Here is a 14,007-nt window from a genome sequence, read left to right as displayed (position 1 = left end):
CCTTGAACAAATTTAAACAATAAACTCATGAAAATACCGACTAAAAATAATTTAAAAAGCATAGTTTAAAATTACGATTAAAAGACAAGGTATTAAAAAAATAACATCATTTAAACGTATTTTTTCATTGAAAGTCGTTAATTTTGTATCCATTGAGTATCCTCTTGAAAGCATTGCAATATATGTTCTTTCACCTTGTTCGTAGGACTTTAAGAAAGTAAGCCCTATTAAAGAACCAAAAACATTTAAAATATTTGAATAACTTAAAATTTTCCGATTTAATGCCCTTGAAGTCTGTGCAATTTTTGTAGATTCTATTAAAGAGTACATTAAAAAAAGATATCTTATCATCATTCCAAGAAGTGTCGAAATGATATTTGGAGCCCCAAGTTTCCGTCCTGCATTTATTACTTCGTACATTGGTGTTGTTGAGGATAAAAAAACAATTGCCGTAATTGAAACTAAAAATTTCAAAAATAAGTAAGTTCCAAAATAAAGTCCTTCACCATATACGTTAAATCCTGCTAAATTAAAAACTACCAATTCTCCACGGATAAACGGCTGGAATAGGGCGATAAATATCCCAAATGGAAGAATCATTAAAATCCTTTTAACAATGTTTAAAAAAGGTATTTTTGAAAAAAACAGTAAAATAATTAAATAAGTTTCAAGTAAAACCATTATGTAAATGTGATTAAAAATCGTGGCGATTAAAACCACCAATATAACAAATATTAGCTTAACTCTTGCATCTAGGTCATGAATTGGACTTTTTATAAGAGTATTTTTTTCCAGTTCATATAGATAATTATGCAAAAAATCACCATTTTTAGTTTAAAAATTCTAAAGTTTTTAAATTGTTATCTGCTTTTTCTAGTATTTTAAATAGTATTAATAATTTGAAATAGGTAATAACTAAAATAAATAATAAAATACTAAAAAATGTTTAAAATTCAAAATCCACTGCTGTTCTTAATTCTGTAATTGATTTTACAAATTTTGAAACTTCCAAATGGGACTCATGTTTTTGATAAATTTCAAGAGCAGTTAAACTTTCAAATTCAGATATCAAAACGACATCATGGTTATTTTCAAAATTTTCAAGGTTTATTCCAACTTCAATATACTTTATTTCGGAAATTATATTTTGCAAGTTTTCAAGACGTGATTTTATAAGTTTAGCGTTTTCAAACTTTGTTTTTTTAGATTTTTCGTCTTTTAATTTCCACATTACAACGTGTTTTATCATGAAATCACCAACAACTTTTAAAAATACATTTAATTAAAAATATTAAAATAAAAGGATAAAAATTAGATATTAACTATTGAAATATTAATATATAAATATTTCAATATTTATATATTAAACATTATTGTATTTAAGTAATAAAATTAATTTTTTGAACTTGAATTTTTAAAGATGGATCCTACCAAAAATGCAAAAGCTGTCATTACGAAAATCCCTATAATCATTGCAATGACCTCGCCAAGCTTTTCCATCCCAGAAATTGAATAGTCGGGCATTGGGGAAGGTATGATTGTTCCTTCTTCTTCAAGACCGATTTCTTCTAAATTTTTTGAAAGAATGTGTTCGTTCATAATTTTTTCAGCCGCACTTTCTAGTCCATCTGGATTTCCAGATGCTAAAAAAGGTGCTAAAAGGCCGATTACTAATGCAATTGTTAGCCCAAAAACAATTACTTTATTGTTTTTATTCATGAGTAATCACCTTTTTAGAAACCTTTAAAAGGTCAGGCCTTACAGATGAGACGTAACTTATAACAACTAATGTAATAATGCCTTCAATAATACCTATAACGGCATGGTAAATCCCCATAAACTGTAATCCTAAGTCAATTGGAAATGTTCCAGAAATTGCAAGTTGAATTGTACAAAAAACCGCTGCAAAAAATGTTGCTGCCCATCCAGAAAGAAATACGCTTAAATGAAAATTTACTTTTTTTAACGCTTTAAATACATAGTATCCTAAAAATCCGCCGATAACACCCATGTTAAATATATTTGCACCCATTACTATTAAGCCCCCATCTGCAAAAAACAGTCCTTGAACAATTAAAACAAGTGCAAGCATTAATACTCCAGCCCATGGACTGTTAAAAACAATTGCAGTTAGTGCAGCGCCAATCATGTGGCCACTTGTACCCCATGGAATTGGCATGTTCATGGCCTGAATTGCAAAAATACCTGCCGCAAGTGCAGAAAACATCGGGACTGTTTTTTCATTCATCTCTTTTGAAGCCCATTTTAAGGAAAAACTTACAAATATAATGGAAATTACCCAAAATACTGCGCTTAACCATAATGGGAGAAATCCGTCCGGTATATGCATTATAACACCCTGATTTTTTAAATTATAAAGTATTTTTTAATCATTATAGTCATTATAATGATTAGTATTTTTTTGTAATTAAGTATTACAAATAATATTTTAATTAATATGTATATATATCTTATTATATCTATTAAATTATAGAGTTTATTAAGTTAAATGCTACAGAACCTAATGTTTAAATAAAATAACTTTGTTTTAAGACTTAAATAATATTCCATGGTTTAAAATATAGCGGAAGTTCACTTTTGAATATTAAGAGTTATATAAAATTATAGGGGTATTTTTTAAACTAGATAACTAGTAAATTATAAGAGTAATTAAAACGTTGGAAAACATGACAAATGTACTAAACTTACTTAATGAAATTGGAATTGAAGAACTAAGGCCGCCTCAAAAAAAGGTAATTGAAGAAGGCTTACTTGATAAATCCAAAAATTTTTTAATATGTATACCAACAGCAAGTGGTAAAACACTAATTGGCGAAATGGCACTATTAAATCATGTTTTGGACGAAAATTATAATTTAACTGGAAAAAAAGGACTTTTTATAGTGCCTCTAAAAGCATTAGCAAGTGAAAAATTTGATGAATTTCAAAAAAAGTATGAAACGTATGGGATAAAAGTTGGAATGTCTATTGGGGACTATGATACAAAGGAAGACCTTTCAAAATATAATATAATTATTACAACGTCTGAAAAATTGGATTCATTAATGAGGCACAATATTGAATGGATAAAAGACTTATCACTTGCAGTAATCGATGAAATTCATTTAATAGGCGATAATGAACGTGGCGGAACTTTAGAAGTAATTTTAACAAAATTAAAAAACATTAATGCACAAATAGTTGGCCTTTCAGCAACTGTTGGAAACCCAGAAGAAATTGCAAATTGGTTAAATGCAAAATTAGTAACGGATGAATGGCGACCTGTCGAATTAAAAAAAGGAATTTACCTTGAAAATGAAATAAATTATATAAATAATCAAGATTCTCAAAAAAAATCATTTAAGGCCGTTAAATCGATTTCTAGAAATAACTTAACTGATTTAATAGTGGATTCAGTAAATGAGAAGGGTTCTTGTTTAATATTTTGTAATTCAAAAAGAAATGCAGTTGGGGAATCTAAAAAACATAATTTAACAAAATATCTCTCAAAAGCAGAGTTAAACGATCTAAATTCCATTTCTGAAGAAATATTATCTATTTTAGAAACCCCAACTGAAACATGTAAATCACTTTCAGAATGTATAAAAAAAGGAGTCGCATTTCACCATGCAGGGCTTACGTACCAGCATAGAAAAGCTGTAGAAGAAGGATTTAGGAATAAAGTTATAAAAGTAATCTGTTGTACTCCTACACTTTCAGCAGGATTAAATTTACCTTGTAGAAGGGCAATTATTCGAGATATCAGGCGTTACAGTCAAAACGGTCTTATAGATATTCCAAAATTAGAAATTCATCAGTGTATCGGGCGAGCTGGAAGGCCGGGCCTTGACCCGTATGGTGAAGGAATAATCCTTGCAAAAAATGAAAAAGACGTTGAAAAAGCATTTTTAGCTTTAACTGGACCTTTGGAAAATATTTATTCAAAATTATCAAACCAAAAAGTACTCCGTGTTCATATATTGGGACTTATCGCTACGTTGGAAATAAAAAGTACTTCTGAATTAATTAATTTTATAAAAAATACATTTTATGCACACCAATATGGAAATTTGCATGGAGTTTTAACGAATGTTTCAAAGGTTGTGGAATTTTTAGAAAAAAACAAATTTATAGAAACATTAGATGATGATTTTACTCCAAAAAAAAACCGTGTTTTAGAATTAACGCTTGATAATTCAAATAATTTAGTTTTAGATTCAAAAAGAAGGATGGATACATTAACAAATTTATCATTCAAACCTACAAATCTTGGAAAACGTGTTTCCGAATTATATATTGACCCATTAAGTTCTGAAATAATAATTGAAGGGTTAAATGAACTAAAAGAAAAAATTAACGATATGGATAGGTCAAACATAGACCAGTATATATTTTACATAATTTCAAAGGCTACTGAAATGAGGCCCCTTTTAAGGGTTAAAATGGATGAAGAACTTGAGTTAATACAAGAAATGGATAAGTTAAAAATATCCGACTATTCAATTGAAAACATTGAAGCATTTAAAAATTCAAAAATGTTTCTTGACTGGATAAATGAAACTCCTGAAGAAGTAATTCTTGAAAAATATGGAATTGAGCCGGGAATTTTAAGATACAAGGTAGACCAAGCTAGATGGATGACTTATTCTTCAAAAGAAATTGCAAAACTTGTAAAGTTAAATAATGATAAAATTTACAAGGCACTTTTAGAAATGGAATTTAGGATTGAATATGGTGCAAAAGAAGAGTTGATTGAACTTTTAAAAATTAAAAATATTGGTCGAGTAAGAGCTAGACGACTTTTTAACATTGGAATAAAATCAAAAATGGATATTTTAAAAAATCCTGAAAAAATTATTTCTACTTTTGGAGATAAAGTCGGTAAAAAAATACTAGACGAATTTGGGTTAAAATACGGTCAACAAAAATTATCCGGCTTTTAGAAGCAATTATTGAAGAAAATGCTGTTTAATATTAAAAAAGATATGCTCAGCTGTCCCCGTTGTCTTCATCGAACGAATTCTCAGTGAAGTCGGCACTCATCATTGCATATTTAAAGTCGGAATAATAATTTCTATTAAATCTTAAATAACCTTATATATAAACTTGAGTTATTCTAAAAATAAGTTATAGAATTTAAAGATGTTTAAGATGTGTAAAAAATGTATGTATTTTTGGATACTGAAACAACAGGACTCCACCCTGGCCAAATTGCTCAGCTTTCATACCTTGTTACCGATGAAGAATTGAACATAAAAAAGGCATTTAATCAGTATTACTCGGTAGAACATATGTCAAGGAGCGCTGCAAGAATTCACGGGCTTACGCAGGATATTTTAGAAGAACTTTCATCAGGATTGGTATTTGAAGATACTATTAAAGAAGTATTAAGCGACCTAAAATATTCCGTGATAATTGGACATAATATTTCTTTCGATATTCGCTTTTTAAAAGCTGAAATTGAGCGTTTGGGTGAAGAATATGTTCCAAAAGAAAAATTTTGTACAATGTGCCACTTTACAAAAATCTGCAAAATTCCGGGAGTTAGGCAGTATAAACGTCCAAAACTAATTGAATTAATGGATTATTTAAAACAATGCCCTAAAGAAGGCTTGAAATTTACAAAAAATACATATGGTTGCAGTGATGTTGGTTTTCACGATGCAAGATTTGATACTGGAGTAATGTATCTTTGCTACAAAAAAGGAGTTGAACTAAGACATATTAAATAATAACTAAATATGGTAAATGAAATAGGTAGGAAAGGAATAGTAGTAATGAATAGTAGTAAACGTAATAAAAATTAGCAAAAATAGTAAATGTATAGAAATTTTAGGTATAATCTATATTTTCAAATTAAATTATTTAAATTAAGTTATCAAACCATTAAAATTTTTATCTAAAGTTTAAAACCTATAAATTTAAGATAACATTTATATTCAATTGAAGAAAATGTTTAAAATTATTATTTCATTTTGAAAATTAATTCATTTCAAAATTTAAATTTTTACTATTTATCGAGGGATTACTATGAAGTATATATTTGTTACAGGTGGTGTCGTTTCCTCATTAGGAAAAGGAATAACTGCTTCATCTCTTGGAAGACTTTTAAAAGCACGTGGTTTTAACGTAAATATGGTTAAAATAGACCCTTATTTACAAATCGATGCTGGAACAATGTCGCCTTATGAACACGGCGAAGTCTTTGTAACTGATGATGGGGGAGAAACTGACCTTGACCTTGGAAACTACGAAAGATTTATAGATATTAGTTTAAAAGCGAAAAATAATATTACAACTGGTAAAATCTACTGGAACGTTCTTTCAAAAGAAAGAAAGGGCGATTACTTGGGAAAAACTGTTCAAGTAATTCCACACATCACAAATGAAATAAAAGAATGGATAAAAGAACTTGGAAGCGAAAGCGATATTACAATTGTGGAAATTGGAGGAACTGTTGGAGATATTGAAAGTTTACCTTTTTTAGAAGCAATAAGGCAGTTTAAAAAAGACGTTGGAAAAGAAAATGTTTTATATATTCATGTTTCGCTTTTACCATATATTAGAAGTGCAGGCGAATTAAAAACAAAACCAACACAACATTCAGTAAAAGAACTTAAAGGTATCGGAATTCAGCCCGATATACTAGTTTGTAGAACTGAAATTCCAATAAATGAAAAATTAAGGGAAAAATTAGCACTTTTCTGTGACGTTGAAAAGGAAGCCGTAATTGAAGGAAAAGATGCTAAAACCATATATGAAGTTCCATTAAATCTTGAAAAAGAAGGTTTAGGGGCCCTCGTTATCAAAAAACTTAATTTACGGGATTCCGCCCCAAATCTTTCTGAATGGAGGGCGAACGTTGATAGAATAATAAACCCATTAAATTCTGTTTCAATTGGCGTTGTTGGAAAGTACGTTGAATTAAAAGATGCGTATGCTAGTATTTTAGAAGCTCTTGGACATGCCGGTGCTAAAAATGACACTAAGGTAAACGTAACATGGATTAATGCAGAAGAACTTGAAAACAAAAATTATAGAGAAATTCTCGATAAAATGCGTGAAGATGAAAAAATCGATGGAATATTGGTACCCGGAGGTTTTGGAGATAGGGGAATAGATGGAAAAATAAATGCAGTATGCTATGCACGAGAAAATAACATTCCATTTTTAGGAATATGCCTTGGAATGCAGTGTGCAGTAATTGAATTTTCAAGAAATGTATGCGGATTAAATGGTGCAGATTCAACAGAATTTAACGAAAAAACCGAGCACCCTGTAATTGACTATATTCCTGAACAGCGTGATGTTACCGAAAAAGGTGGCACTATGAGACTTGGGGCATATACTGCATTTTTAGAAAATGGTTCACTAGTAAATACACTCTATAATTCAATTGAAGTATCTGAAAGACATAGACATCGGTATGAAGTAAACCCAGAATACCATGAAATTTTAAGAAAAAACGGTTTGAAAATTTCTGGAATTTCGCCAGATGGAAAACTTGCAGAATTTGTTGAACTTGAAAGCCACAAGTATTTTATAGCAACACAAGGTCATCCAGAATTTAAATCAAGGCCAAATAATCCACATCCATTGTTTAATGGATTAATAAAAGCTTCACTTAAAAAATAAACGTACAAATAAGCATACTATATAATTTTGGAGGTAATTCCATGTTTGATGCTAAATCATTTATTGAAGAGTCAGTTGAAGATATTAAAAAACAGATCAATGGTAGAAAAACAATAATCGCATTAAGTGGCGGAGTAGATAGTTCCGTTGCAGCAGTTCTTACGGGAAAAGCTATTGGAGACCAGTTGCTTGCAGTTTACGTCGATACGGGGCTAATGCGAAAAAATGAATCCAATGAAATATGGAATATTTTTAAGGAACAGATGGGACTTAATCTAAAAATAGTCGAAGCAAAAGACTTATTTTTAAGCGAATTAGCAGGAATAGATGACCCCGAACAAAAAAGGAAAATAATTGGCAGAATATTTATTGAAGTATTTGAAAAAGTTGCTAAAGAGCAAGGTGAGGAAATTCTTGTACAAGGCACAATTGCACCAGACTGGATAGAGAGTGAAGGCCAGATTAAAACTCACCATAATATTGCACTTCCTAGTGGAATGGTTTTAGAAGTTGTTGAACCACTAAGAGACCTATATAAAGATGAAGTAAGGAAGTTAGCAACTGAACTTGGATTACCTGAAAAAATCGCACATAGGCAGCCGTTCCCAGGACCAGGGCTTGCTGTTAGAATACTTGGGGAAATTACTGAAGAAAAATTAGAAATATGTAAGGAAGCAAACTTTATTGTTTCAGAAGAAATTGAAAAAACAGGACTTCAAAAAGAGTTGTGGCAGTATTTTGCAGCGGTACTCGATACAAAGGCCACTGGCGTTAAAGGAGATATTAGGGACTACAACTGGGTTGTTGCATTGAGGTTCGTAAAATCACTTGATGCAATGACTGCCCACACACCAGAAATCCCTTTTGACCTTATAAAAAGAATCAGTAAAAGAATAACATCTGAAATTCCAAACGTTACACGTGTTGTTTTAGATGTAACGGATAAACCTCCCGCAACAATTGAATTTGAATAAATTTGAATAACTCAAATAATTTTTAAATAATAATTATTTAAAATCAAATATTTTGCTTTTTAATTTATTTTTTGCGTTTTAGAATTATTTTAAATATAGCAATAAATTATCAAAATTTTTTACCTACACAATAATTATTTATTTTGAAAATATAATATATGAATTAAAATAAATTAAATATATTCAGAATAAAAATACGTCGAAATGTGGGTAAAATGACTGAAAAGGACTGGATAGAAACTGGGATATTAATATTTGAATCAGAAGACCCTGATTTTGAAAAAGCCGTTTACTGTTTTAAAAAAGCATTGAAAAAAAATTCTAAAAATTCTGAAACTTGGAATCTGCTTGGAAAATCGTATTATCGATTAAAAAATGATGAAATGGCCCTTCAATGTTTAGAAAAAGCATTAGAAATTGATTCAAATAACCACAATATATGGATAGATAAAGGGACCATTCTTGCAAATAAAAATCTAAAAGAAGCTTCAAAATGCTTTGAAAAAGCACTTGAACTAGATCATACTTCAAACAAACTAAATAAAATAATAAATGCTTTTAAATAGTTAAAAAACCATAATTTATCCAGTGAAAAAATGAATAACAATTCAGGAATTCAAAAATGGCACAGTCATGCAGTACTCCTCATTAATTCTAAAAAATATACCGAAGCACTAACGTACTATGATAAAATCCTTTCAAATTATCCAAAAGACTTTTTAGCAGTTTTTGGAAAAGGAGTAGTATTTTTAAAACTTAAAGAATATGATTTAGCACTGGGTTGTTTTAATAGTGTTTTGAATATGAATCCAGAGTACACGCCCGCAATAAAAAATAAAAAAATAATTGAAGAGAAAAAGAAAGAAATTGAAAAAGAAAATTTTAAGAGATTTTTTAAACTTGGAATTGAATGTTATTCATTAGGGGAGTACGAAAAAGCATTGAATTACTTTGAAAATGCTTTTTTTATCGACCCTTATTCAAATGCATTGATAAAAAATTTAGAAAAAACCCGTGAAAAGTTAAAACAGTTAATTCCAGTAAAATGGAATAATAAAGGCGTAGAGTACTATCGTAAAGGTCAGTACGAAAAAGCACTTGAATGTTTTAAAAAAGCAGTTATTTTAGAACCTAATTTAAAATCTGCGCTGAAAAATAAAAAAATGGTTGAAAATTTAATTAATAAATAGTTAAAAATTGTTCAAAGTTTAGTTTTCAAATTATATTAATAGTAAATTATTTAAGTAATTGTGAGTTTATGCTTAAAACTTTTAAAAAAGACGGGCTTTTAAGGGATAGTACATATATGATTTTTTCAAATATTTATTCAAAATTTATAGCGTATCTATTTTATTTTATCATCCCGTTTATCCTTGGAACAGAAGGTTTTGGAATTGTTAAAGGGTTACTGCCAATTTTAGACACTTTAGTTATAGTTTTTTGTTCTGGAATTCCTCCTGCAATGGCAAAATTTATTTCAGAAAGTGGCAAAAAATTTAATCCATGGGTTTTTGATATTTTAAAAACCATGTTTATATTATCGATTATTGGAGGAATTTTTACGGTATTTTTAAAGTATATTCTTCGTGGAAATTATATTGACCTTCCAATATCTTATTTTTATGCAATTTCAATTGCATTACCATGTTCAGTTATTATCTCATGGAGTAGAGGGATTTTACAAGGGTCTTTAGAAATAAAAAATCTTTCAAAAACATGGATTATTGAAAATACTTCAAAAATCGTTTTTTTAATAATTTTAACATATTTTTTTGGAATTTTTGGAAGTATTCTTTCAATTTCTGTTGCATTTTTAATTGGGGGAATTTTTGGATTATATTTAATCTCTAAGAATTTAAAAGACTATTCAATTTTAAAAATTTTAAAAAATAAAACCTCAAAAAATAATTTAAATGAAAATAGTGAAATCTCAGTAAAAGACGTAATCTATTATTCAATTCCAATTGCACTAACTACTGCATCTTACAGGCTTTTAAATGATCTTGACGGTATATTTATTCTTTCAATTTTAGGGGCTTTTGAAAATGGGACTTATGGATATGCATCACTACTTTCAAGGTTTTTATTCTTATTTTCATCAGCAATAGCTGTTGTTTTAATTCCCAGAATTTCAAAATCTAAAGATATTGGAGAATTTAAAAAAGCAATATTTTTAAATTGCATAATTGTGCTTCCAGCAGTAGTAATTATGATTTTATTTTCAGAAAATCTTTTAATGTTCTTTTTTGGAATATCTGATCATGGTGCAAACTTAAGCCTTAAAATACTCTCAATTTCAGCACTTTTAATGAGCATGTATACAATATGTGCATCCTCACTTCAAGGTTTAGGATATGCTAAAATTCCAGTCTATATATTAACATTTGGAATAATCCTAAATGCAATATTAAATTATATTTTAATATCTAATCTTGGAATTACGGGCGGTGCTATTGCAACTTTAACGTCTTCATTTTCTGTATTTTTAATAATCTCCATAATTACATTTAGAAAGTTAAAAAAGTTAAAAAAAGTTAAATATTCTTAGTAAAAGTTTATTTAATAATCAAATCAAAATTACAGAGTTTACTTAAAGATATATACTTAAAGTGAATAGTTAATTATTCAAATAATTATGGAGATTAGAAAATATGGCCGAAAATTTTAGAATTATTGACGGTGGAGTTACTGCTCCAAAAGGTTTTATTGCAAACGGTCATAAAGACCGAAAATACGGGGTAACAATAATAGCTTCAGAAGTTGATGCGGTTTGTGCAGGTGTATTTACAACAAATAAAGTGTTTGCACATCCAGTTTCACTTTCAAAAGAGACGTTAAAAAATAGCGATACTTTTCGTGCAATTATTGCAAATAGCGGTAATGCAAACTGCTTTACTAAGGGCGGAATGGACGATGCAAGGGCTTTTGTAAAAAAAGCTTCAAGTTTATTGAATATTCCAGAAAGTCAGATTTTATCTGCGTCAACAGGCGTAATTGGTAGAAAAATGGCAATGGACATACTAAATAGGGAAGTTGAAAAGGCATATGAAAGCCTTAAATTGGAAAGTAACAATGAAAATGCTGCAAAAGCAATAATGACCACTGATGCATTTAAAAAAACAGTTGCAGTTGAATTTAACGTTGGAGAAAAAGTTGTTAAAATTGGAGGAATTGCAAAAGGAGCCGGTATGATTGCACCAAACATGTTACATGCGACTATGCTTGGATTTATTACCACAGACATTGAAATATCAAAAGAAGAACTTAAAAATTCCCTTCAAAATGCGGCTGATGAAAGTTTTAATAATGCAGTTGTTGACGGCGATATGAGTACAAATGATACCGTCTTTGTTTTAGCAAATGGAAAAAGTAATGTAAATTATAGAGAATGCATTGAAGAATTTGATAAAGCACTTTTATATATTTCAACAGAACTTGCAAAAATGATAGTTTCGGATGGAGAAGGTGCTAAAAAACTTATTGAAGCGGTTTTAAAAGGGGCTGCCACAAAAGAAGATGCAAAAAAAGCTTCAATGTCAATTGTAAGATCGCTTCTTTTAAAAACTGCAATACATGGTGCTGATCCAAACTGGGGGCGGATTGCTGCTGCCGTTGGCTATAGTGGTGCTGAAATGGACATGAATAATTTTGATATTATAATAAGCAGTATAACTTCTGGAAAAGAAACATACCTTGTAAAGTGTGGAGAACAGCTTGCTGACGAAGGAACTGCTGAATTAAAAATGGCCCAAGAAATTATGAAAGATAGTAAAATTAGAATAACTGTTGATTTAAAAAAGGGCGAATTTAAAAATACTTCATTTGGATGCGATTTAGGTTATGAATACGTTAGAATAAATTCAGAATATACTACATAATTTCAATTTTAAAATGTTTAATTTTTTAAGATTTATTGTTAATTATATATTTTTTTAAGAATTTATTTATATATTTAAATACATTATCCATTAAGTTTTTTAATATGTAACAACTATCATGTTCGTGGTGAACATATGATAATCATAGGACTATTTGGAAAAACGGGTTCGGGAAAAACTGAAATTCTTGAAGAACTAAAGAAAAATTACTCCGTAGTTGATATTGAATGTTGTGCAAATACAAGAGGGAGTGTTTTAGGCGATCTTTATGACTTAAAACAAAAAACTCAAAGTGAATTTGATAATTGTTTAAAAAAACAGCACGAATTTGCAAAAAATAAGGGGTACTGCATCGTTGAATTTGAAGGTAGAAAGATTGGTGGGGCAGAAAAAATCGATATTCCAGAACCGTATTCAAGCCTTGAGAAATATTCATATAATATATTAATAGAGTGCTCGTATGATTCTCAAATTGAACGACTTTTAAGATTATACATTCCAAAAAACGACTTTGAAAAGGAAATTGCAATTAATAAATTTCTAGATTTAAAAAAAGCGTTTTCAAAGCCAGATAAACTTAAAATTTTAGATGAAATTATTTTTTTAGTCCAAAATGACCGCTATTTGGAAGCTTCAAGGATGATTGAAAAAGAATTATATAGTGAACATTATTTAAGGCATATTCGTAAGGTAAAACATGATTTATTGGTTGAAAATAATAATATTTTAGAATCTGCCGAAATTATATCAAAGTATGTTGATAAAATTCTGAAAAAACATGAAATAAACCCGTAATTTAATGTGATTAATATGGATGAAGAGACACTATCACGGTTGCTTACATTTAAAAATGATGTTGTTTTGGCAATAAGGCTTAGTACTGGACAAAAAATGATACTTGGAAATAATATTGTGCTTTCAGGAAAATTAAGCGGAAAAATTGCATCATTTATATTGGAAAACTCTAAGAAGATTGAAAAACCTGAAGTTATTGATTTTAATGGTGAAATGATATATTTTGAACCAATAAATATCAAAAAATACCTTGATTCGATAGGTAAAGAGCTTTCTGATGAATTAATAACGCTAAAAAATTTTGAAACGATGAATATCGATGAAATTCAAGTAGTCGATGCAAGGTCGCCAAAAGAGTATTTTGAAAAGACAGTACCTGGTGCAGTGAATATTCCACTTTTTTTAACTGAAGAACATGAAAAAATAGGTAAAACCTATAAAAATGAAGGGAAAGAAATTGCAATGAATATGGCGGCCCAAATAATTCAGGAAGGGATAAAAAGAATAGTTTTTGAATCTTTAAAATTAGATAGCAATAAAGAAATAATTGTATTTTGTGCAAGGGGTGGAATGAGAAGCCAATCTGTTTCAACAATATTAAAACTTCTAGGATTTAAAGTAAAGCGTCTTATTGGTGGTTTTAAAAGCTATAATCTATCAAAAAAACATGAACAAAATCATAATTAATTTAAAAATAGTTTAAATATATATCTAAATATATATCT

General features: G+C 29.2%; 14 protein-coding genes. 10 read left to right on the top strand and 4 right to left on the bottom strand.

What is annotated here, in order from left to right:
* Positions 1-51: 51 nt before the first annotated feature.
* The 4 genes from cbiQ to cbiM all read right to left on the bottom strand — a co-directional run bounded on the left by cbiQ (position 52) and on the right by cbiM (position 2,350).
* Entirely contained in the window at positions 52-816 is a 765-nt protein-coding gene (cbiQ, locus tag MEVAN_RS00185; protein ID WP_011971853.1) for a cobalt ECF transporter T component CbiQ, read from the bottom strand.
* Between the two features lie 130 nt (positions 817-946).
* On the bottom strand, positions 947-1,249 hold the full coding sequence (locus tag MEVAN_RS00180; protein ID WP_011971852.1) for a Dabb family protein: 303 nt from the start codon (positions 1,247-1,249) through the stop codon (positions 947-949).
* Positions 1,250-1,392: 143 nt separating this feature from the next.
* A complete protein-coding gene (locus MEVAN_RS00175) occupies positions 1,393-1,719 on the bottom strand; it encodes a PDGLE domain-containing protein (protein ID WP_011971851.1) in 327 nt (108 codons plus the stop codon).
* Entirely contained in the window at positions 1,712-2,350 is a 639-nt protein-coding gene (gene cbiM / locus MEVAN_RS00170) for a cobalt transporter CbiM (protein ID WP_011971850.1), read from the bottom strand. The genes MEVAN_RS00175 and cbiM overlap by 8 nt, the downstream gene beginning before the upstream one ends.
* Positions 2,351-2,687: 337 nt before the next feature.
* Here cbiM and MEVAN_RS00165 point away from each other — a divergent pair, with 337 nt between their 5' ends.
* The 10 genes from MEVAN_RS00165 (at position 2,688) to MEVAN_RS00120 (ending at position 13,969) form a co-directional block, all read left to right on the top strand.
* On the top strand, positions 2,688-4,943 hold the full coding sequence (locus tag MEVAN_RS00165) for a DEAD/DEAH box helicase (RefSeq protein ID WP_011971849.1): 2,256 nt from the start codon (positions 2,688-2,690) through the stop codon (positions 4,941-4,943).
* A 219-nt stretch (positions 4,944-5,162) separates the two neighbouring features.
* Positions 5,163-5,732 carry a 3'-5' exonuclease gene (locus tag MEVAN_RS00160; protein ID WP_011971848.1) on the top strand — a complete coding sequence of 190 codons (570 nt, stop codon included), beginning with the start codon at positions 5,163-5,165 and terminating at the stop codon, positions 5,730-5,732.
* Between the two features lie 298 nt (positions 5,733-6,030).
* Positions 6,031-7,635 carry a glutamine hydrolyzing CTP synthase gene (gene pyrG, locus MEVAN_RS00155; RefSeq protein WP_011971847.1) on the top strand — a complete coding sequence of 535 codons (1,605 nt, stop codon included), beginning with the start codon at positions 6,031-6,033 and terminating at the stop codon, positions 7,633-7,635.
* Between the two features lie 41 nt (positions 7,636-7,676).
* Positions 7,677-8,609, top strand: coding sequence for a glutamine-hydrolyzing GMP synthase (gene guaA, locus MEVAN_RS00150; protein ID WP_011971846.1), 933 nt, complete (start codon positions 7,677-7,679; stop codon positions 8,607-8,609).
* A 215-nt stretch (positions 8,610-8,824) separates the two neighbouring features.
* On the top strand, positions 8,825-9,175 hold the full coding sequence (locus MEVAN_RS00145) for a tetratricopeptide repeat protein (protein ID WP_011971845.1): 351 nt from the start codon (positions 8,825-8,827) through the stop codon (positions 9,173-9,175).
* Positions 9,176-9,205: 30 nt separating this feature from the next.
* On the top strand, positions 9,206-9,799 hold the full coding sequence (locus MEVAN_RS00140) for a tetratricopeptide repeat protein (protein WP_011971844.1): 594 nt from the start codon (positions 9,206-9,208) through the stop codon (positions 9,797-9,799).
* A gap of 68 nt (positions 9,800-9,867) precedes the next feature.
* Positions 9,868-11,157: a flippase gene (locus MEVAN_RS00135; protein ID WP_011971843.1), complete on the top strand. Its 1,290-nt coding sequence runs from the start codon at positions 9,868-9,870 to the stop codon at positions 11,155-11,157.
* 103 nt (positions 11,158-11,260) lie between these two features.
* Entirely contained in the window at positions 11,261-12,487 is a 1,227-nt protein-coding gene (argJ, locus tag MEVAN_RS00130; protein ID WP_011971842.1) for a bifunctional ornithine acetyltransferase/N-acetylglutamate synthase, read from the top strand.
* Between the two features lie 135 nt (positions 12,488-12,622).
* Positions 12,623-13,282, top strand: a complete 660-nt coding sequence (locus MEVAN_RS00125) for a selenouridine synthase SelU-like subunit (RefSeq protein ID WP_011971841.1) — start codon at positions 12,623-12,625, stop codon at positions 13,280-13,282.
* Positions 13,283-13,297: 15 nt separating this feature from the next.
* Positions 13,298-13,969, top strand: coding sequence for a selenouridine synthase SelU-like subunit (locus MEVAN_RS00120; RefSeq protein ID WP_011971840.1), 672 nt, complete (start codon positions 13,298-13,300; stop codon positions 13,967-13,969).
* Positions 13,970-14,007: the final 38 nt, after the last annotated feature.

The organism is Methanococcus vannielii SB, assembly GCF_000017165.1.
Taxonomy (GTDB): Archaea; AGJL01; Methanococci; order Methanococcales; family Methanococcaceae; genus Methanococcus; species Methanococcus vannielii.
Note: the sequence above shows the minus strand (reverse complement) of the source record. Positions and strands in the feature narration are given on the sequence as shown.

Excerpts from the sequence above, each read along its gene's own strand:
- MEVAN_RS00180 (WP_011971852.1), bottom strand. The coding sequence starts at position 1,249 with ATGATAAAACACGTTGTAATGTGGAAATTAAAAGACGAAAAATCTAAA.
- MEVAN_RS00175 (WP_011971851.1), bottom strand. The coding sequence starts at position 1,719 with ATGAATAAAAACAATAAAGTAATTGTTTTTGGGCTAACAATTGCATTA.
- cbiM (WP_011971850.1), bottom strand. The coding sequence starts at position 2,350 with ATGCATATACCGGACGGATTTCTCCCATTATGGTTAAGCGCAGTATTT.
- MEVAN_RS00165 (WP_011971849.1), top strand. The coding sequence starts at position 2,688 with ATGACAAATGTACTAAACTTACTTAATGAAATTGGAATTGAAGAACTA.
- MEVAN_RS00160 (WP_011971848.1), top strand. The coding sequence starts at position 5,163 with ATGTATGTATTTTTGGATACTGAAACAACAGGACTCCACCCTGGCCAA.
- pyrG (WP_011971847.1), top strand. The coding sequence starts at position 6,031 with ATGAAGTATATATTTGTTACAGGTGGTGTCGTTTCCTCATTAGGAAAA.
- guaA (WP_011971846.1), top strand. The coding sequence starts at position 7,677 with ATGTTTGATGCTAAATCATTTATTGAAGAGTCAGTTGAAGATATTAAA.
- MEVAN_RS00145 (WP_011971845.1), top strand. The coding sequence starts at position 8,825 with ATGACTGAAAAGGACTGGATAGAAACTGGGATATTAATATTTGAATCA.
- MEVAN_RS00140 (WP_011971844.1), top strand. The coding sequence starts at position 9,206 with ATGAATAACAATTCAGGAATTCAAAAATGGCACAGTCATGCAGTACTC.
- MEVAN_RS00135 (WP_011971843.1), top strand. The coding sequence starts at position 9,868 with ATGCTTAAAACTTTTAAAAAAGACGGGCTTTTAAGGGATAGTACATAT.
- argJ (WP_011971842.1), top strand. The coding sequence starts at position 11,261 with ATGGCCGAAAATTTTAGAATTATTGACGGTGGAGTTACTGCTCCAAAA.
- MEVAN_RS00125 (WP_011971841.1), top strand. The coding sequence starts at position 12,623 with ATGATAATCATAGGACTATTTGGAAAAACGGGTTCGGGAAAAACTGAA.
- MEVAN_RS00120 (WP_011971840.1), top strand. The coding sequence starts at position 13,298 with ATGGATGAAGAGACACTATCACGGTTGCTTACATTTAAAAATGATGTT.